Origin of the sequence: Rhizobium acidisoli (assembly GCF_002531755.2) — a bacterium.
Lineage (GTDB): Bacteria > Pseudomonadota > Alphaproteobacteria > Rhizobiales > Rhizobiaceae > Rhizobium > Rhizobium acidisoli.
This window is the reverse complement of sequence record NZ_CP034998.1, coordinates 3374027-3392492: the sequence shown is the minus strand read 5'-3', so window position 1 is coordinate 3392492 and position 18466 is coordinate 3374027. Positions and strand designations below refer to the sequence as shown.

17 protein-coding genes and 1 other RNA gene are annotated in these 18466 nt (G+C 61.8%); 8 read left to right on the top strand and 10 right to left on the bottom strand.

Annotation, left to right across the window (positions count from 1 at the left end):
- Window positions 1–143: 143 nt before the first annotated feature.
- From CO657_RS36775 to tkt, 4 genes are all read right to left on the bottom strand, one after another.
- Window positions 144–320 (bottom strand): hypothetical protein, encoded by a 177-nt coding sequence (locus tag CO657_RS36775; protein ID WP_164918677.1) that lies wholly within the window; start codon window positions 318–320, stop codon window positions 144–146.
- Window positions 321–481: 161 nt separating this feature from the next.
- On the bottom strand, window positions 482–796 hold the full coding sequence (locus CO657_RS16665) for a hypothetical protein (protein ID WP_003590293.1): 315 nt from the start codon (window positions 794–796) through the stop codon (window positions 482–484).
- Between the two features lie 243 nt (window positions 797–1039).
- Entirely contained in the window at window positions 1040–2050 is a 1011-nt protein-coding gene (gene gap / locus CO657_RS16660; protein WP_003590295.1) for a type I glyceraldehyde-3-phosphate dehydrogenase, read from the bottom strand.
- Window positions 2051–2131: 81 nt separating this feature from the next.
- On the bottom strand, window positions 2132–4105 hold the full coding sequence (gene tkt / locus CO657_RS16655; RefSeq protein WP_054184914.1) for a transketolase: 1974 nt from the start codon (window positions 4103–4105) through the stop codon (window positions 2132–2134).
- A 335-nt stretch (window positions 4106–4440) separates the two neighbouring features.
- Here tkt and CO657_RS16650 point away from each other — a divergent pair, with 335 nt between their 5' ends.
- From CO657_RS16650 to ssrS, 3 genes are all read left to right on the top strand, one after another.
- Window positions 4441–4716 carry a DUF4164 domain-containing protein gene (locus CO657_RS16650; RefSeq protein WP_037094330.1) on the top strand — a complete coding sequence of 92 codons (276 nt, stop codon included), beginning with the start codon at window positions 4441–4443 and terminating at the stop codon, window positions 4714–4716.
- A 128-nt stretch (window positions 4717–4844) separates the two neighbouring features.
- Window positions 4845–5222, top strand: a complete 378-nt coding sequence (locus CO657_RS16645; protein ID WP_003590299.1) for a cell division protein ZapA — start codon at window positions 4845–4847, stop codon at window positions 5220–5222.
- Window positions 5223–5292: 70 nt separating this feature from the next.
- Window positions 5293–5451: non-coding RNA, 6S RNA (gene ssrS / locus CO657_RS16640), on the top strand.
- Window positions 5452–5580: 129 nt separating this feature from the next.
- Here ssrS and CO657_RS16635 read toward each other — a convergent pair.
- The 3 genes from CO657_RS16635 to CO657_RS16625 form a co-directional block, all read right to left on the bottom strand.
- Window positions 5581–7074: an esterase-like activity of phytase family protein gene (locus CO657_RS16635; RefSeq protein WP_054184913.1), complete on the bottom strand. Its 1494-nt coding sequence runs from the start codon at window positions 7072–7074 to the stop codon at window positions 5581–5583.
- Between the two features lie 233 nt (window positions 7075–7307).
- The gene (locus CO657_RS16630) at window positions 7308–8303 is read right to left on the bottom strand and encodes an NAD-dependent epimerase/dehydratase family protein (protein WP_054184912.1); all 996 of its coding nucleotides are present in this window, start codon (window positions 8301–8303) and stop codon (window positions 7308–7310) included.
- Between the two features lie 105 nt (window positions 8304–8408).
- Window positions 8409–8741: an ArsR/SmtB family transcription factor gene (locus CO657_RS16625; protein WP_054184911.1), complete on the bottom strand. Its 333-nt coding sequence runs from the start codon at window positions 8739–8741 to the stop codon at window positions 8409–8411.
- A gap of 70 nt (window positions 8742–8811) precedes the next feature.
- On the opposite strand from CO657_RS16625, the gene CO657_RS16620 reads away from it, so the two are divergent.
- From CO657_RS16620 to CO657_RS16610, 3 genes are all read left to right on the top strand, one after another.
- Complete coding sequence (locus CO657_RS16620) at window positions 8812–9294, top strand: SRPBCC domain-containing protein (RefSeq protein WP_003590306.1); 483 nt, start codon at window positions 8812–8814, stop codon at window positions 9292–9294.
- A 137-nt stretch (window positions 9295–9431) separates the two neighbouring features.
- Entirely contained in the window at window positions 9432–10463 is a 1032-nt protein-coding gene (gnd, locus tag CO657_RS16615; RefSeq protein WP_054184910.1) for a phosphogluconate dehydrogenase (NAD(+)-dependent, decarboxylating), read from the top strand.
- 168 nt (window positions 10464–10631) lie between these two features.
- Window positions 10632–12746 (top strand): mechanosensitive ion channel family protein, encoded by a 2115-nt coding sequence (locus tag CO657_RS16610; RefSeq protein ID WP_054184909.1) that lies wholly within the window; start codon window positions 10632–10634, stop codon window positions 12744–12746.
- Between the two features lie 6 nt (window positions 12747–12752).
- On the opposite strand, the gene CO657_RS16605 is transcribed toward CO657_RS16610, so the two are convergent.
- Window positions 12753–13130, bottom strand: a complete 378-nt coding sequence (locus CO657_RS16605) for a DoxX family protein (RefSeq protein WP_054184908.1) — start codon at window positions 13128–13130, stop codon at window positions 12753–12755.
- Window positions 13131–13366: 236 nt separating this feature from the next.
- Between CO657_RS16605 and mprF the strand changes: the two genes are divergently transcribed.
- Complete coding sequence (gene mprF, locus CO657_RS16600) at window positions 13367–15970, top strand: bifunctional lysylphosphatidylglycerol flippase/synthetase MprF (RefSeq protein WP_054184907.1); 2604 nt, start codon at window positions 13367–13369, stop codon at window positions 15968–15970.
- Entirely contained in the window at window positions 15967–17349 is a 1383-nt protein-coding gene (locus CO657_RS16595; protein ID WP_054184906.1) for a virulence factor family protein, read from the top strand. Before mprF ends, CO657_RS16595 begins: the two co-directional genes overlap by 4 nt.
- Here the strand turns inward: CO657_RS16595 and CO657_RS16590 are convergent.
- Window positions 17346–17909, bottom strand: coding sequence for a DinB family protein (locus CO657_RS16590; protein ID WP_054184905.1), 564 nt, complete (start codon window positions 17907–17909; stop codon window positions 17346–17348). The two genes, CO657_RS16595 and CO657_RS16590, sit on opposite strands and share 4 nt — an antisense overlap.
- A 39-nt stretch (window positions 17910–17948) precedes the next feature.
- Window positions 17949–18461, bottom strand: coding sequence for an NUDIX hydrolase (locus CO657_RS16585; protein WP_054184904.1), 513 nt, complete (start codon window positions 18459–18461; stop codon window positions 17949–17951).
- Window positions 18462–18466: the final 5 nt, after the last annotated feature.

Genomic DNA, 18466 nt, shown 5'->3' with positions numbered 1-18466 from the left:
GCTGCTGAACGGCTGCCGGACGGCCAACCGCCACGGAATGCTACGGGAGAAATTCTCTACAAAGAATGTATAAGAAAATCAGGCGAGAGCAGGGCAAAAAGGACGGGCACGGATTTTTCCTGCCGGTCGCCGCTGCTCTGCTGTCACAACACTGCCTGAAGTATGATGATGGCGAGAAACGTCAGGCCGATGAACGCGGCAACCCAAAGGACCAGACGGTTAGCCTTTGCCAGCACGGCAGGTCTGACGTCCCGCTTGGGGTGAAACCGCTGCCGCCGCTTGACGGTGGTGGGGGACGAGCGTTTTTGTGCCTCTGCCATTTATCGCCTCCACTTGGATCATCTCAGCCATTGTGCAGCGCTGTGCATATTCTCAATCTATCACGCTTAGTCGGCGGATTGCCAATCCGTCATCCAGCGATGGCTGCGGGCGGCAACGCCACACCGAAGCCATCGCTTCGGCGTGGCGGTCGAAGCCGGTATCAGTCGTCGGTGTCCTCGCCCTCGTCGGTCAGATCCGCGACCGGCACGAGGAAAACGACGAACTCGTCCTCGATGGTTCTTTCGGGGTCGTCGTCGAATTCATAGGCATGCTCGACTTCGCTTGCCTCTTCGGCGGTCGCCTTGCGCAGGCTGAGCGCGGCCTTGCGGTCCCACAGGGGCTTGCCCTCGGACTCCAGGATGGTCAGGTCGTCGCGAAAGTCTTCCGCCTCGAAGAAATGCGTCGCATCTTCGCTATTTTCGGAGCGAAAGCTGGCAACGGCGCGGCCGGCGATTTCTACGGTAAAATAATCCATCCATCTCTCTCATATTGGCGACAGCGCTGCCGCACGGTATTGGCGTTCCGCGCCTGGCCGGTGACCGGTGCGGCGCGAGGTACTGGGCATTGCGGAATGTCCAGGTGAACTATCCTAACAGATCTCATCCCGGCCATGGACGAAAAGATATCAGTGCAGGGAAGACCGGTTCTGTTTGCGGCATGGCAACAAAAAAACGGCCCGGTTTCCCGGGCCGCTTGTCTGTCGATGCTTTGACAGCGCTCAGATGAGCTTGGCGAAAGCGACGGCCGTGTCGGACATGCGGCTGGAGAAGCCCCACTCGTTGTCGTACCAGGACAGGACGCGCACGAAGTTGCCTTCCATGACCTTGGTCTGATCGCTTGCGAAGATCGAGGAGTGGCTGTCGTGGTTGAAGTCACGCGAGACGAGCGGTTCGTCGGTGTAGCCGAGGATGCCCTTCAGCTTGCCGTTTGCAGCAGCCTGGATGGCTTCGTTGATTTCGCCGACGCTGGTCGCCTTCTTGGCGACGAACTTGAAGTCGACGACCGAAACGTTCGGGGTCGGAACGCGGATCGACGTGCCGTCGAGCTTGCCCTTCAGATGCGGCAGAACGAGGCCGACGGCCTTGGCTGCACCCGTCGAAGTCGGGATCATCGAGAGGGCGGCGGCGCGGGCGCGATACAGGTCCTTGTGCATCGTGTCGAGCGTCGGCTGGTCGCCGGTGTAGGAGTGAATGGTCGTCATGAAGCCGTGGTCGATGCCGACGGCGTCATCGAGCACCTTCACGACCGGCACCAGGCAGTTGGTGGTGCAGGAGGCATTGGAGATGACCATGTGCTCCTTGGTGAGCTGGTCATGATTGACGCCGAAAACGACGGTCAGGTCGGCACCGTCTGCAGGCGCCGAAACGATGACGCGCTTGGCGCCGGCCGTCAGGTGAGCGGCGGCCTTGTCGCGCGCCGTGAAGATGCCGGTGCATTCCATCGCGATGTCGACGCCGAGTTCGCGGTGCGGAAGCGTTGCCGGATCCTTGATCGCGGTGACCTTGATCGGCTTGCCGTTGCCGACGATGATCGTGTCACCCTCGACCTTCACGGTTGCAGGGAAACGGCCGTGGATCGAGTCGTAGCGCAGCAGATGGGCGTTGGTCTCGACCGGACCGAGATCGTTGATGGCGACAACCTCGATGTCGGTGCGGCCGGATTCAACGATAGCGCGGAGAACGTTGCGGCCGATGCGGCCGAAGCCGTTAATGGCAACCTTGACTGTCATGTTCATTCACTCCCGATAGAATAGAGCCCGATAGAAAGGGCCTGGAATTGAGGAGATGGAGAGCGCCTCAAGGCGCCCTCATTAAAGCTTTGCTTCCGCGGCCGCAACGACGGCGTCGGCAGTGATGCCGAAATGCTTGTAAACGTCCTTCACCGGACCGGAAGCGCCGAAGCCCTTCATGCCGATGAAAGTGCCTTCCGGTCCGATGAAAGCATCCCAGCCTTCGCGGACGGCGGCTTCGACGGCGATCTTGACCGGCGAGTTGCCAAGGATTTCCTTGCGGTAGGCGTCCGGCTGCTCGAAGAACAGTTCCGTGCAGGGAACCGATACGACGCGCACCGTGACACCCTTGGCTTCAAGGGCTGCGCGGGCGGCAACGGCGATTTCGACTTCCGAGCCGGAGGCGAAGATCGTCACCTTGGCGTCGGCATTGCCGGCCAGCGTATAGGCGCCCTGTTCGCAGAGGTTCTTTTCACTGTATTCGATGCGGGACGCGGTGAGGTTCTGGCGTGTCAGCGCAAGGCCGGAAGGACGGTTGTGCGTCTTGACGGCGATCTGCCAGCATTCCGCCGTTTCCGTTGCGTCGGCCGGACGGAAGACCATCAGGTTCGGGATGGCGCGCAGACCGGCGAGCTGTTCGACCGGCTGGTGCGTCGGACCGTCTTCGCCGACGCCGATCGAGTCATGCGTCAAGACGTGAATGACGCGGATGCCCATGAGCGCAGCGAGGCGGATCGGCGGGCGGCAATAATCCGAGAAGATCAGGAAGCCGCCGCTATAGGGAATGAGGCCGCCATGCAGCGCGATGCCGTTCATGGCAGAAGCCATGCCGTGCTCGCGGATGCCCCAATGCATGTACCGGCCGGCGAAATCCGTCGGCGTGATCGAATGCATCTGGCTGGTCTTGGTGTTGTTCGACGGCGTCAGGTCGGCCGAGCCGCCGAGCGTTTCCGGCAGGAAGCCGTTGATGACCTCGAGCGCGTCTTCCGAAGCCTTGCGGGTGGCAACCGTCGGCTTGGTCTCGGCGAGCTTCTTCTTGTAAGCGCTGATCGCGGCATCGAAGCCTTCCGGCAGCTCGCCTGCCATACGGCGGGTGAACTCGGCCTTGGCCGGAGCCTTGGCCAGACCCTGTTCCCAGGCGTTGACGAGATTGACGGAGCGGGCGCCGGCTGCACGCCAGCTGTCCAGGACGTCCGACGGGATGACGAAGGGTTCGGATTCCCAGTTCAACGCCTTGCGGGTGGCGGCGATTTCTTCGGCGCCGAGCGGGTTGCCGTGAACCTTATGGGTGCCCTGCTTGTTGGGGGCGCCGAAGCCGATGATCGTCTTGCAGGCAATGAAGGTCGGCCGGTCGGACTTGTGGGCAGCCTCGATCGCGGCGGCGATGGCAGCCTGGTCGTGACCGTCGATCTCGATCGTGTTCCAGTGAACGGCCTTGAACCGGGCGATCTGATCGGTGGAATCCGACAGAGATACGGCGCCGTCGATGGTGATCGAGTTGTTATCCCAGAACAGAACCAGCTTGTTGAGCTTCAGGTGGCCGGCGAGCGCGATGGCTTCGTGGCTGATACCCTCCATCAGGCAGCCGTCGCCGCAGATCGCATAGGTATAGTGATCCTGAAGATCGGCGCCGAACTCCTCGCGCAGCTTGCGTTCGGCAATCGCCATGCCGACGGAATTGGCAATGCCCTGGCCGAGCGGGCCGGTAGTCGTTTCGATGCCGGTGGCGTGACCATATTCCGGATGGCCGGCGGTCTTCGAGCCGAGCTGGCGGAACTGCTTCAGATCTTCGACCGTCATGTCGGGATAGCCGGTCAGATACAGCAGCGAATAAAGCAGCATCGAGCCGTGACCGGCCGAGAGCACGAAGCGATCGCGGTTCGGCCAATGCGGCTTCTTCGGATCGAACTTCAGATATTTGGTGAACAGGACCGTTGCCACATCGGCCATGCCCATCGGCATGCCCGGGTGGCCGGAGTTCGCCTTTTCGACGGCGTCCATGGCGAGGAAACGGATCGCATTCGCCATCCGGTCATGTTGTTCGGGAGAGGTCATGGCTTTTCCGCAAGTTCCGGGTGTCGGGGGGATGGCCTCGAGCCTCCAAGACCATCGAGTGAAAGCGGCAGACACATAGCAGTTGGCGCTGGCAAGTCAATAAATGGGACGCCAAATCCCGGCGGGTCGCCGCGATTTTTGACATTTGATCGCGCGATTGTACAAAAGACAAATCTTGTGTGGCGAGGATCTCCAAAACGCTCATCCACAAGATAGGCCGGTGGGCAAGTGACAGGATTTATTGACGGGCCGTCGGCGAGCTGCATATCCTTTTTGAAATCGCAGGATCGGCGCGGCGTGCCGATTCGCGGATCCTGCGCGGGAATCGGGAAAGCATGATGCCCACAGGCAAAACCATGGAAGCAGCGCTCAACGAATTGAGACAGGCGATTTCGAGCCTCGAAAACGCCGTCGACATGCGCGTCGAGCGGGAGCGCGAGCAGGGCGAGATCGAGGGCGAGGTGCGGCGCGTGCACGCTGATCGCTCCCGGTTGGCGCAGGAGCTCGATCAGGCGGAATTCCGCGCCAACCGGCTCGAGGAAGTCAACCGCGAGGTATCGCGGCGGCTGGTGACGGCCATGGAAACGATCCGCGCGGTTCTGGATCGCTAGAACAGGATGATTGCAGGCCAAGCTGGCCCAAAATCTGAATCCTGTTCTCATTGAAAGAGTTAGAGCATGATGTCGTCCGAAAGCCGTTCACACTTTTCGGCATCATGCTCTTATAGAAAGAGTTCGGCATGGCGCAGGTGACGGTAACGATCGACGGCAAAGCCTATCGGATGGCCTGCGAGGAAGGGCAGGAGGATCACCTGACCGATCTCGCCACCCGTTTCGACCGCTATGTCGGCCATCTCAAGGGGCAGTTCGGGGAAATCGGCGATCTCAGGATTACGGTCATGGCCGGTATCATGATCATGGACGAGATTGCCGAGCTGACGCGCCGCGTCACCGGGCTGGAATCCGAACTCGAATCCTTGCGCGGCAACCGCGACACGGTGCTTGCCGCTACCGCCCGCACCGAGGAGAATCTCGCGGCGGCGCTCAGCGAGGTTTCATCCCGCATTCGCGGCATCACCGACAAGCTGAACGGCCGGCCAGCCCCCGAACTCAATTGATCTTCAATTAAATAAGGACGACTTGCCGCCGCCACTGGCGCGTCGGCGCAAACGACCTTATATATCGCGATGCGGTCTGCGCCTCTCGACAGGAACCACAATCCCTGGGGCCATACTCGATCCAAAGGGAGCTGTCCCTGGCCAGGCCCGTGGGCCTGGACACACGGCGCCCACCTACGTTTGTAGGCACCCAGGATCGTAAACATCCATCGGTTGCCGTGGATCGCACCTTCCCTTCCATCTTCAGCGAAGACGCCGGACCGAGCGGGCGAAGGCGGCTACAGCGCCGCGCGTCTTTTTAGACGCGCAAAGGACGCTGTAGCACTTTGGATGGCTGTCCGCCCTTCGTCGAGTGCGGCTACTTCCTCAAGCCGGGGAGGGTGACCTGGAAGACCTGGAACATGGTGTCGACGTCGGCGCCGCCCTCCGCTTTGTAGGCTGCGCCCACCTGGAAACCATCCTGCGTCAGGAAGTCGTTGTCATTGGCGACGAACAGGAAATAGTCGTCCGGCAGGTTCGGATCGAGAACGCTCGCAAGACCCATGGCTTCCCATTTTTCCGACAGGTTGTTTTTGTCGTTCGGTGCGCCGTTGTGCAGGCCGAAGCGGGCAAGCTCGGCTTTGTCGTTGATGTCGATGAAAGGCGTCAGCGTCGCCGGCGTCAGCGAAGGATCGACGACGCCCTTCGGCGCGGTCGGCTTGCCGGCATCGAAATCGCTGCCGGCGATATCGGTCGCATTGGAGAGATCGACGATGTTGATCTTGCGGTAGAGCGAGGTGTCGCCCTTCAGGCCCTGGCCGTTGCCGCTGTCGCGGGCAAGCATCAGGAAAGTCTTGTCGGAAAGAGCGACGATTTCACTCTCAGCCGCGATCACCGTCTTGTCCTTGGCATCCTTGAAGACCGGCAGCGGCACGACATATTCGTGCACCAGCTTCAGGTGATCGGGATCGGGATCGGCAGCGTCATAGATCATGGCGCGAGTATTTTGACGGGTCGAGCCGGAATCACCGCCGTCCTGGCGGGCCGCCGACTGCAGCACCGCTATGATGAATTTGCCGTCCGGGGTCATCGCTATGCCTTCAAGGCCCTGGTTGTTCTGGCGGCCGGTCTCCGGGTCCTTCGGGTCCGGAGCGGATGCGCCGGGGCCGGGATTGTTGGAGGCGAAGCTCAGCGCGCCCTTGCGCATCGGCAACAGCGCCTTCGGCGGCTGGGTGGCCGAGAGCAGGTGACTGTCGGCTGCGAAGCGATAGATATAGGGGCCGTACTCGTCGCTGACGAACATGCTGCCGTCGGCCATGCGGATGATGGCTTCATTGTCGAGGGCGATCTTGCCGTTTACCGCCTGCGGCAGCGGCGGAAAGTCGCCGGCAGCGGCGCGGACGCCGGATTCCGGGTCGAGGCCGGTCATGTCGCCGCCCTTGTCATCGACAAATAGGATGGAATCGACAAGTTTCGCATCGACCCCGGATTGCTCCTTGCCGGCCTCGGGCGCCGCACTCGGAGCGGTCGGCGTCAGGCCGATCGCAATGGTGTTCAAGCGCGGCCGATAGTCGACGGTGCCGACGGCGTTGTAACCACGGTCGGGCAACAGGTAGAGCGTGCCCTTGTAGCCGGCACCATCGCGGCTCCAGGCGGCGGAATCGATCGTCATGCCGGAGCCGGAGCCGAAGGTTTCGCCGAATTTGTCGCGCTGGTTGGCCGGGATGCGGCCGATGCCGACCAGGCCCTTGTTGACGAAGGTAAGGCTACCGACGGCGGCGGAATTCTCCGCGCTTGCTGCGGCCGGAATGGCGGCGGATGCCGCGAGAACCGCAGCAAACAGCCGCGATGCGTATGATCTGACGTTGTTCATGAAATACCCTCTCGGTCAAAGCGTTCCTGCAGCGGTTTCCGCCCGCAGGCTGGACACCGCTTCAAATGACACCCTCGGCCTTGGGATCGATCCGCAGACAGAACACATCCTGGATCTCGTCCCCCGTATCCCCGGCTAACGGTCTAGGATGGGATCGTGATATCTGGATGACGAAGCTAAAGCGCCGCGCGTCTGAGTTCCGATTTAAGGAATTATGCAAGAGAGCCTGCAATTCAGGCAGTTGCCTGATCGACCGGACTAAGTCCTTCGGTGAAGACCTCGTCGTGGTAGCCCTTGGAGCCGACATCGAGCGCCAGCGGGCTGCGCCATTCCCTGTTGTCGCTGAGGCAATCGAGCACGAAACGGAAATCATAGCGCGGTTGCCAGCCGAGTTCCCGCCTTGCGCGGGCGTTGACATAGACGCGGTCGAGGGTCGGGAACATCTTCCAGCCGCGCTCGGCATAGAGGGCACCCGCACCTGGAAACAACCGCTCGACGGCGGCAGGCGCGTCGCGCCTGATCTCGGCGAGATCGTTCGACGAAAATGGTGTCGTGGCCGAGATGATGTAGCGGCCGAAGCCGATTGCCGGCGCCTTATCCAGTGCCAGCAGATGGGCGCCGACCACATCGGCGATGTCAACGCGGCGGTGAAGAAGTTCGTTGGCTTGTGCATTCGCTGCCGAATAGCCGCCGCGAATATCAGGATCGGCGTCGCGTTCAGGGAAGAAACGCGAGGTCCTGAGGGTAATGACCGGCAGAAGGGATTTGCGGGCGAAGAGTTCGCACAGGCCTTCGGCGGCGAGTTTCGTCACGCCGTAGATGTTTTTGGCAACCGGCAATACCTCCTCGGTGATCCACGCGGCCGGTTGGCCGGCGGCCGGCGTCAATGCCGCACCGAAGGTGCTGGTGGTGCTGGTGAAGACAAAGCTTGCAACGCCCGCGGCAATCGCCTCTTCGAGCAGGTTCAGCGTGCCGCCGACGTTGGTGTCAAGGAAATCGCGATTGCCATGGGTCGCCACATGCGGCTTGTGCAGGGTCGCGGCATGGACGACGTGGCGGATGTCCGACATCGCCTGTCTGACGAAGGCGCGATCGCCGATCGAGCCGACCATGTCGGTGAAAGCCGACGGTTTGACATCGATGCCGCGCGCCGGCCGGCCTTGCCCTCTCAGGCTACGCATCAGCGCCTCGCCGAGACGGCCGGCGCTTCCCGTTACCAGTATCGTCATCGCACCGCCTCCCGAGTGTTTCGGCGCCGGAGGCTATAAAGGGCGGGATTACCAGGCAACGCATAAATTATGCATGGGGGTGCAGGAAAGCTGCAGGCCGGGTCACTATTCCGGCTGGCCTTCAAGATCGCTTTTCAACCGGTCGAGGATCGATAGAGCATGCCCTGCATAGGCGCTGATCCAGCGGTCATGGATGTGCTTGATCGGCAGGCTGTTCAGGTGGTTCCAGCGTTCGCGGCCCTCCTTCCTGGCGATGACCAGGTCGGCTTCCTCCAGCACCTTCAGATGCTGCATCACCGTGCAGCGGTCCATCTGCGGAAACATCTCGCAAAGCGCCCCTGTGGTGCGCGGGCCATCTTTGAGCAGGTCGAGGATTTCGCGGCGGCGACGATGCGCCAGCGCCTTGAAAACGGGGTCGTCGGTCGATTCGCTTGACATGTTATGTTTTTATAACATAATGGCGCCGAGTACAATGGAAACAGACACAATGGAGAAGAGGAGAAGGACCATGTCTCTCGGAATCCGCGTTTCCGGCCGTATCGGCCGTCCGGTCGCAGAGGTATTCGACGCCGTCGTCAACCCGAAGAAGCTCAGCAGCTATTTCACCACGATCGGCGGGGCGAGCGCGCCGCTGGTCAAGGGCACCACGGTGACCTGGTGGAAGGACGCCCAGGTGGAGGTGGTCGAACTCGTGCCGGAAAGTCGCCTCGTGCTCAGCTGGGATGGCGGCACCGGCGACGACAAGAAGACCTATAAAACGTCGGTGGAGATGAACTTCAAGCCGCTGGAGGATGGCGGCACGCTGGTGACCATCGCCGAGACCGGCTGGCGTGAGGACGATGCCGGTCGGCGCGGTACCTATCTCAACTGTGAAGGCTGGACGCAGATGCTGTGCTGCATGAAGGCTTTCGTCGAATACGGCATCAATCTGCGCGAGGGCATGTTCCTCAGCGAAATGAAGGGAGAGCCGGCCAGCGCGCCGGATGCCTGACCGGTAAGGCGGCCTCAGCGAGATCGGCGGCGCAATCGTCGCATTCGCCAAGAACGTCGAGACTTCGCTTGCCTGTCACACTGCGGGTGCTAGTTTCCGGATTCGACACTTCATCTCGATTTCCAGGAGATTTCATTATGCAGCTTGGCATGGTTGGTTTGGGCCGCATGGGCAATTACATGGTCCAGCGCCTGATGCGGGGCGGTCACGAATGCGTCGTCTACGACGCCAGACCGGAAAGCGTTGCCGAACTCGCAGGCCTCGGTGCGACCGGCAGTGCTTCGCTGGAAGAGTTCGTCTCGAAGCTCTCGCATCCGCGGGCGATCTGGCTGATGTTGCCGGCGGCGATCGTCGACAAGGTGCTGGCGAACCTGGTGCCGCTGCTTGAGAATGGCGACATCGTCATCGACGGCGGTAATTCCTATTACCACGACGATATCCGCCGCGGCGCCGACCTCATCACCAAGGGCATCCACTATGTCGATGTCGGCACAAGCGGCGGCGTGTTCGGCCTGGAGCGCGGTTATTGCCTGATGATCGGCGGCGAGAAGGGCACCGTTCAACACCTTTCGCCGATTTTCGCCACACTGGCGCCCGGCGCCGGCGCAACGGAAGCCTCGCCGAACCGCACCGCCGAAGCGGCTGCGGCGAGCACCGCCGAACAGGGCTACCTGCATTGCGGCCCGCATGGCGCCGGCCATTTCGTCAAGATGGTGCATAACGGCATCGAATACGGTCTGATGGCCGCCTATGCCGAGGGCATCAACATCCTGAAACACGCCAATATCGGCGCTGCCTCGCATGAGGCCGACGCGGAAACCGCGCCGCTTGCCCATCCTGAACATTTTCAATACGACTTCAATCTGCAGGACGTCGCCGAAGTCTGGCGCCGCGGCAGCGTCATCACTTCCTGGCTGCTCGATCTGACGGCCGATGCGCTGCATGCCGATCCGGCGCTGGCGAAATATGCCGGCCGCGTCTCCGACAGCGGCGAAGGCCGCTGGACGATCATGGCGGCAATCGACGAAAGCGTGCCGACGCCGGTGTTGAGTGCTGCGCTCTACGGCCGTTTCTCTTCGCGCGACAACGACGAATTCGCCAACAAGGTTCTGTCGGCGATGCGCGCGGGCTTCGGCGGCCACGTGGAAAAACCGGCTCCGAAATCCTGAAGGCCAAGGCGTTCGGCGCCTTCTGGACAAGGAGGCGCCTCAACCTCCCTAGCCATCGGTATGGGGTTCCTACCGCTTGCTGGCGGCAGCGGTCGCGAGTATCCATTGCCCAGAGGGAAATGTCGGGGTGCTTCGTCCAAGCGGCCGACACTCCATTGGAGGGCGGTGATGGAGCGTGACGCGGCAGGGGTCTTGAAGGCCGCCATATCGGGAATATTGGCACTCATCGTGCTTCTTGGGGGGATCTCGCCAAGCTTTGCCCAGACATCGCCGGCGCAAGCGCCGGCCGCGGCGGCTCCGCCGGCGCAGGTGCGTGAGATGATGCAGCTCATGCAGACGCCCGAAGTTAAGCAGTGGATGTCGACCCAGATGGCGACGGCACCTGCGGGCGGTTCCGCGGCTGCGGATCAGATGTCGGTGCTGTCTGGCCTGCTGCAGCATGCCCGCCGGCACGTCGCGATGGTCTCGGATGCGGCGATGACGCTGCCCTTTCAGATCGGCAATGCGTCCTCGCTGTTCCTAGGTGAAATCGCCGCGAACGGCTGGCCGCGCATGGTGGCGCAGTTCCTGGCCATCTTCCTGCTCGGCGCGATGGTCGAGAGTCTTGCCCGTTATGCCTTCCGCCGCCGCCGTCGTCGACTGGCCGCGATGGCCGGCATGCATCTGGCGCCGCGGGTCATACCGGCGCTGATCTTCGCGGCGGCAACGGTGCTTGCGCTTCTGAGCCTCGGCTGGCCGCCGCTCAGCCAGAGTATCGCGATCGTCTGCGTTGTCGCGCTCATCGTTCAACGCTTCACCATCTGCCTCGGCGGCGTGCTGGTCGATCTCATCGGGCTGGCGCGGGCCGAGGAAGAACGGCAGGGCATTACCGCTCCCACCATGCCGGGCCGTGTCGTTGCGCTCTTCTGGTACCGCCGCTGCGCGACCTTCGTCATCTATTTCATGCTTGGCTGGGCGGCGATCCAGTCGATGGAGCCGCTTGGCTATTCCCCGAGTGCGCGGCTCCTCGTCGGCTACATCCTCGGTATCGGCCTGCTGCTGATTGCGATCGAATCGGTCTGGTCGCGGCCGCACAAGGACGAGAAGCGCGGTCACGGGATCTCCTGGGCGCTCACCGTTTATTTCCTGTTGCTCTGGAGCCTTTGGGTCGCAGGCTTCAATTGGCTGCTCTGGCTCGGCATCTACGTGCTGTTGCTGCCGCGCGTGCTTGCCGTCTCGACGATTGCGGTGAAATCGCTGCAGCAGACCGAAGCGAGCTTCCTGGCGACGCGCCGCATTGCGACGGTGCTTCTCGACCGGGGTGTGCGGGCGCTGATCATTGCCGTTGCCGCCATCTGGCTCGGGCAGATGCTCGGCGTCGGCGCCGATACGATGGCCGCCGGCGAGACGATGGTGGACAAGATCGCCCGCGGCGTCATCGGCGGCATCGTCATCCTGCTGGCCGCCGATCTGCTCTGGCATGTCATCAAAGCCTATATCGACGGCAAGCTGCTTGATTCTTCCGTGGATGGAGGAGCAACGGATGAGGAGAAGGCCAGACGCGCACGGATACAGACGCTGTTGCCGATCTTCCGCAATATCCTGGCCGTCGTCATCGCCGTTATCGCCGCATTGATGGTGCTCTCCGGCCTCGGCATCGAGATCAGGCCGCTGATCGCCGGCGCCGGCGTCGTCGGCGTCGCGGTCGGTTTCGGCGCGCAGACGATTGTCAAGGACGTCATCAGCGGCATGTTCTATCTCTGGGACGATGCTTTCCGTATCGGCGAATATATCGAAAGCGGCAGCCACAAGGGCGTGGTCGAGGCTTTCAGCCTGCGCTCGGTGAAGCTCAGGCATCATCGCGGACCGCTGACGACGGTGCCGTTCGGCGAACTCGGCGCGGTGAAGAACCTCAACCGCGACTGGACGATCGACAAGATCAGCCTCAACGTCAAATACGACACCGATCTCGTCAAGGCGAAGAAGGTGATCAAGCAGATCGGCCAGACGCTGCTCGAAAATCCGGAATTCGGCCCTCATATCATTGAGACGCTGAAGATGAAGGGTGTCGAGCAATTCGGCGAATTCGCGATCGAAATCCGGCTGTCGATGATGACGAAGCCCGGCGAGCAATTCGTCATCCGCCGCAATGCGCTGGCGATGATCCGCAACGCCTTCAAGGAAAACGGCATCGAATTCGCCGTGCCGACTGTGCAGGTGGCGGGTGATCGCGATGCGGAGGTGGATGCTGCCGTGGCGCGCTACGCCGCTCATGCGCGGGCGAATGGCGAACCGGCGGCATAAGCCGCTTCACATCGGACTGGCGGCGGCGATCAGCAGCCCGCCGATGATCGCCATGTTGGTTTTCCAGGTATTGATCGCGCTTTCGCGGGCCGTTCCCTGCATATCCCAGAAATTCAGCAGCATGACGGTGGCGGCAAGAGTGAAGAGGATGAGACCGAATGCCGCTGCCGTTACGAAGAGCCCCAATATCAGCAGCGTTCCGGCCAGGATCTGGAACATGCTGCCGGAGAGCAGCACCCATTTTGCAAAAGGCACGCCGCGGGCTTCGATCGCATCGGTCAGCGGTACGATGACGAAAAAATGATGAATGCCGCCAGCGACATAGAGGCCGCCCAGCAAGAGACGGCCGAGGACGATCATCATCAGGGCCGGAGCATCCTGCATATCGAACCGTTCTCCTCAGTCTCAAATCGCCGTCGCGGGTAAAGCTCGTCCGAAGCTTACGAAAATGCAATGCGCCGTTACGCTCGCCTGCGCAAATTCGCCCCAATTGAGAGTGATGGAGGCCAAAGCGGCGGGCTGGGGTTGCGGCGGCATGTCTTCATAGAGCTTGTATGCCTCTCATGTTACGTCTTTCAAAAATGATTCCCGCCGAGCTGGCAATTGCAGCAGGATAAGAGATGTCGGGTCACGACAATTTGAAAGAGATCGAAGACGCGGAGGGATTTTCTTTTCGTGGTTTATTCAGACGCTACAGAACACCGCTGACGGCAGCGGCGACGCTGGTGGTCTTCTGCCTTGTCGGCTATGCGATCATGCAGCTCACCAACGAGGTGCGCTATGACGATGTCGTCGATGCTCTGGCGGCGACCAGGCCGAGCGCCATCCTGCTTGCCCTGTTCTTCACCGCACTCAGTTTCCTCTCGCTGGTTTTCTACGATCTCAATGCCATCGAATATATCGGCAAGAAGCTGCCCTTTCCGCATGTGGCGCTGACCGCGTTCAGCGCCTATGCGGTCGGCAATACCGCCGGTTTCGGCGCGCTTTCGGGTGGCGCGATCCGCTACCGCGCCTATACGCGCCTCGGGCTTTCGCCCGAAGATATCGGCCGCATCATCGCCTTCGTCACGCTTTCCTTTGGTCTCGGGCTTGCGGGAGTGGGAGCGATCGCCCTGATCATCATCGCAGACGAGATCGGCCCGCTGATCGGCGTCAGCCCTTTCCTGCTCCGGTTGATCGCCGGCTCGATCGTCGCCATTCTGGGCGCCGTGATGATCATCGGCCGGGATGGGCGCGTGCTCGATCTCGGTCCCGTGGCAATCCGCCTGCCGGATTCGCGCACCTGGTCGCGGCAGTTCCTCGTCACCGCCTTCGATATCGCCGCCTCGGCGTCCGTGCTTTACGTGCTGTTGCCGCAGACGGCCATCGGCTGGCCGGTCTTCCTGGCCGTCTATGCGATCGCCGTCGGTCTTGGCGTGCTCAGCCACGTTCCGGCCGGGCTCGGCGTGTTCGAGACCGTGATCATCGCCTCGCTCGGCAGCGCGGTGAACATCGATGCGGTGCTCGGATCGCTGGTGCTCTACCGGCTGATCTATCATGTGCTGCCGCTGTTGATCGCCGTGCTTGCGGTCTCGGCGACGGAGCTGCGCCGTTTCGTCGACCATCCGGCCGCCTCCAGCGTCCGGCGAATCGGCGGACGACTGATGCCGCAGCTGCTATCGGCTCTTGCGCTGCTGCTCGGCGTCATGCTGATCTTTTCGAGCGTCACGCCGACACCGGACCAGAACCTCGAATTCCTCTCCAACTATCTGCCGCTGCCGATGGTGGAAGGGGCGCATTTCCTTTCCAGCCTGCTCGGGCTCGCGCTCGTCGTCGCTGCGCGCGGCCTCGGCCAGCGGCTCGACGGCGCCTGGTGGGTGGCGGTATTTTCGGCCCTTGCCGCACTGACTTTGTCGCTCTTGAAAGCGATCGCGCTCGTCGAAGCCGCCTTTCTTGCCTTCCTGATCTTCGGGCTCTTCGTCAGCCGGCGGCTCTTTACCCGCCATGCCTCGCTGCTCAATCAGGCGCTGACGGCGTCCTGGCTGATGGCGATCGCGGTTATCGTCGTCGGCGCCGTCGTCATCCTGCTCTTCGTCTATCGCGATGTCGAATACAGCAACCAGCTCTGGTGGCAGTTCGAGTTTACCGCCGAAGCGCCGCGTGGCTTGCGCGCCGTGCTTGGCATCACCATCATCTCGTCGGCGATCGCCATCTTCAGCCTGCTCCGGCCGGCCACCTTCCGGCCGGAACCGGCGACGGAGGAGGCACTGGCGCGTGCCGTCGAGATCGTCGGCAAGCAGGGCAATGCCGATGCCAATCTGGTGCGCATGGGCGACAAGAGCATCATGTTCTCGGAAAAGGGTGACGCCTTCATCATGTACGGCCGACAGGGCCGCTCGTGGATCGCGCTGTTCGACCCGGTCGGCGAACATCGCGCCGGGCAGGAGCTCGTCTGGCGTTTCGTCGAAGCAGCGCGCGCCGCCGGCTGTCGGGCGGTGTTCTATCAGATCTCGCCGTCGCTGCTTTCCCATTGCGCCGATGCCGGTCTTCGCGCCTTCAAGCTCGGCGAACTGGCAGTGACCGATCTTAGAACTTTCGAGATGAAGGGCGGCAAATGGGCGAACCTTCGCCAGACCGCGAGCCGCGCCCAGCGCGACGGGCTGGAATTTGCCGTTGTCGAACCTGAGGAGGTGCCCTCGGTCATCGATGATCTCGCCGCCGTTTCCACGGCCTGGCTCGAGCATCACAATGCCAAGGAAAAGGGCTTTTCACTCGGCGCCTTCGATCCCGATTACGTCTCTTCCCAGCCGGTCGGTATCCTGAAAAAGGACGGCAGGATCGTTGCCTTCGCCAATATCCTCGTCACCGAATCCAGGCAGGAGGGCACGATCGATCTCATGCGCTTCTCGCCGGACGCACCGAAGGGCTCGATGGACTTTCTCTTCGTGCAGATCATGGAATATCTGCGCGGCCAGGGTTTCACCCACTTCAATCTCGGCATGGCGCCTCTCTCCGGCATGTCGAAACGCGAGGCGGCGCCCGTCTGGGACCGCATCGGCAGCACCGTTTTCGAACACGGCGAGCGCTTCTACAACTTCAAAGGCCTTCGGGCATTCAAATCAAAATTTCATCCGCACTGGCAACCGCGCTATCTTGCGGTCTCCGGAGGGGGCAATCCGATGATCGCGTTGATGGACGCGACATTTCTGATCGGGGGCGGATTGAAAGGGGTAGTGAGAAAATGATCAGGACAATCCTTCTTGCCACGGCATGCGCCTGCATGCTCGCGGCCGCACCGGTCGATGCCGCCGAGGAAACCACGCAGAGCTTCGAAACCGGGCTCATCCCGTCACCGCACATCTTCCTGCCGGAAGGAGAGGTGAAGGGCACGGTGATGCTGATCTCGGATGCAGCCGGCTGGGGCGACTATGAGAAAGGGGAGGCCGACAGGCTGGTCGCCGAAGGCGCCGTCGTCATCGGCGTCGATTTTCCTTCCTATATCCAGGCGCTCGACCGCTACGACGTCAGCCTCAATGACGGCTGTCTCTACATGGTTTCGGATATCGAATCGCTGAGCCAGCAGGTGCAGCGTGCGACCGGCAACAACGCCTATCACCTGCCGATCGTCGCCGGCATCGGCGAGGGTGGAGCCTTGGCGCTGGCGATCGCCGCGCAGACACCGGATGCGACGATCGGCCAGACGCTTGCCGTCGATCCGAAGGCCGGAATTCCCCTTGCCAAGGAGCTTTGCACACCGGCTTCCAAGAAAGTGGTCGGGCAACGCACGGTGTATGGCCTCAGCGAGGGGGCTCTGCCGGATCCTGTTGTCTCCGTCTTCACGCCCAAGGCCGACAAGGACGGCCGGGCGCATGTCGAGGCACTGAAGAAGACCCATGCCGCGATCGAAATTCGCGATTCCACCGACGACGCGCAGACGGTGTTTGCCGATACGCTCGACGATCTCGTCACCGCCTCCGGCGCCTTCGGCAATCCGCTCGGACTGCCGCTGGCGATCCTGGAGGCGACGCCCGCCCTCGATACGATGGCGGTGATCTATTCCGGCGACGGCGGCTGGCGGGACATCGACAAGGAGGTCGGCGGCACGCTGCAGAAGGAAGGCATTCCAGTCGTCGGCGTCGATTCGCTTCACTATTTCTGGTCGGAGCGCAAGCCGGAGGAGACGGCCGCAGACCTTTCGAAGATCATCGATTTCTACCGGAAGCAGTGGAAGGTGAAGCATGTGCTGCTCGTCGGTTATTCCTTCGGCGCCGACGTCGTGCCCGCCACCTATCAGCTCCTCAAACCGGCAGAAAAGTCGGCGGTGGCGCAATTGTCGTTGCTGTCGCTCTCGCACCAGGTCGACTACGTCATCTCCGTTCTCGGCTGGCTCGGCCAGAAGACGGAAGGGGCTGGAGGCGATCCCGTCGCCGATCTGAAGAATATCGATCCGAAGCTCGTGCAATGCATCTACGGCAAGGACGACGATGACGATGTCGCCTGCCCGGCGCTGAAGGATAGCGGCGCCGAGGTGATCGAACTGCCCGGCGACCATCACTTCGACGAGAATTACGATCTTCTCACCAGGACGATCATCGACGGGCTGAAAAAGCGGCTGCAGGATTAACGCATCAGCATTTCTTCGCTCCAGCCCAGCCCGGTGAGTTCCTCGCCGCGAAAGCGTGCATCGTCGGCGACGATGAATTCGTCGAGTTGCGGCGGGGCGACGCTGGTGCCGGAGAGCATCGCGTGCACCTGGCCGCGATGATGGGTCTGGTGCTGGAAGAGGTGGGCGAGCACGTCGTCCATCCGCTCTTCCTGGATGCGGTCGCCGCGGTGCAGGCGGACGGTCGAGACCAGCTTTTCCGGCGTCAGAGCCTCGCAAAGTGCGGCCAGGCGCTGATCGACCTTTGCCTGTGCTTGCGCCAGCGATGAAATATCATCGAACGGTTCGTCGATCTCGAAGGCCTGGTAGCCGAGCGTGCCGCCTTCCAGGCCGTCGACATAAAACCAGTCGACGGTGATGATGTGGTTCAAGGTTTCCTTGATCGAGGGGAAGAAGCTGGTGCGCGGCGCTTCGAATTCGCCCGGATTCAATGCCGCGCAGGCCTGAAGCAGACGGTGGTTGGCAAGAGCGTTGTTATAGGCGAGCTTGCGGAATGACCTGATGGGATCGAAGGTCGGCATCGGCGCATCTCCTCTTCGCACACTGCTGGAATGTTTGCGTCAGTCCTCGTCATCGAGATTGCCGTCGCGCCAGACGAGATGACGGGGCGCTGCGGGCAGGTTCTCGATTTCATCAGCGATGAAATAGGGCGGGATGTCGAGGTCGGTCAGGGCCCGGCGCGTCGCAAGCACCCATTTGAATTCGAGATGGTTGTCGCCATCTTCGACGCGGTGGATGATCTCACCCGGCTGAAAGGGGAATTCCGGGGGGATGTCCATCAGGTAATAGAGGCCGAGTTCATGCCAGTCGCGCTGTTCATAGCGGAAAAAGTTCTCGACGATCCACAGCAGGCGGGAGACGCCAACGTCGACGCCCAGTTCCTCCACCATCTCCCGTTTCAGCGTTTCTTCCGACGTCTCGCCGATTTCCGCCCTGCCGCCCGGAAAGGTCCAGAAGGGTTCATGCACGGCGCGATGAACGAGCACATGGCCATCGCGAAAGCCGAGGCCCGCGATGCGATAATTGAAACGCTCAGCGCCTGCGGTCAGGCGGATGAGAGTGCGCTTGCTCATGTCAT

Coding starts and splice junctions, on each gene's coding strand:
- CO657_RS16645 (WP_003590299.1), top strand. CDS start 4,845: ATGGCGCAGGTGACGGTAACGATCGACGGCAAAGCCTATCGGATGGCC.
- CO657_RS16595 (WP_054184906.1), top strand. CDS start 15,967: ATGATCAGGACAATCCTTCTTGCCACGGCATGCGCCTGCATGCTCGCG.
- CO657_RS16650 (WP_037094330.1), top strand. CDS start 4,441: ATGATGCCCACAGGCAAAACCATGGAAGCAGCGCTCAACGAATTGAGA.
- CO657_RS16630 (WP_054184912.1), bottom strand. CDS start 8,303: ATGACGATACTGGTAACGGGAAGCGCCGGCCGTCTCGGCGAGGCGCTG.
- CO657_RS16620 (WP_003590306.1), top strand. CDS start 8,812: ATGTCTCTCGGAATCCGCGTTTCCGGCCGTATCGGCCGTCCGGTCGCA.
- CO657_RS16635 (WP_054184913.1), bottom strand. CDS start 7,074: ATGAACAACGTCAGATCATACGCATCGCGGCTGTTTGCTGCGGTTCTC.
- CO657_RS16665 (WP_003590293.1), bottom strand. CDS start 796: ATGGATTATTTTACCGTAGAAATCGCCGGCCGCGCCGTTGCCAGCTTT.
- gnd (WP_054184910.1), top strand. CDS start 9,432: ATGCAGCTTGGCATGGTTGGTTTGGGCCGCATGGGCAATTACATGGTC.
- CO657_RS16625 (WP_054184911.1), bottom strand. CDS start 8,741: ATGTCAAGCGAATCGACCGACGACCCCGTTTTCAAGGCGCTGGCGCAT.
- gap (WP_003590295.1), bottom strand. CDS start 2,050: ATGACAGTCAAGGTTGCCATTAACGGCTTCGGCCGCATCGGCCGCAAC.
- CO657_RS36775 (WP_164918677.1), bottom strand. CDS start 320: ATGGCAGAGGCACAAAAACGCTCGTCCCCCACCACCGTCAAGCGGCGG.
- CO657_RS16590 (WP_054184905.1), bottom strand. CDS start 17,909: ATGCCGACCTTCGATCCCATCAGGTCATTCCGCAAGCTCGCCTATAAC.
- CO657_RS16605 (WP_054184908.1), bottom strand. CDS start 13,130: ATGCAGGATGCTCCGGCCCTGATGATGATCGTCCTCGGCCGTCTCTTG.
- mprF (WP_054184907.1), top strand. CDS start 13,367: ATGTCGGGTCACGACAATTTGAAAGAGATCGAAGACGCGGAGGGATTT.
- CO657_RS16585 (WP_054184904.1), bottom strand. CDS start 18,461: ATGAGCAAGCGCACTCTCATCCGCCTGACCGCAGGCGCTGAGCGTTTC.
- tkt (WP_054184914.1), bottom strand. CDS start 4,105: ATGACCTCTCCCGAACAACATGACCGGATGGCGAATGCGATCCGTTTC.
- CO657_RS16610 (WP_054184909.1), top strand. CDS start 10,632: ATGGAGCGTGACGCGGCAGGGGTCTTGAAGGCCGCCATATCGGGAATA.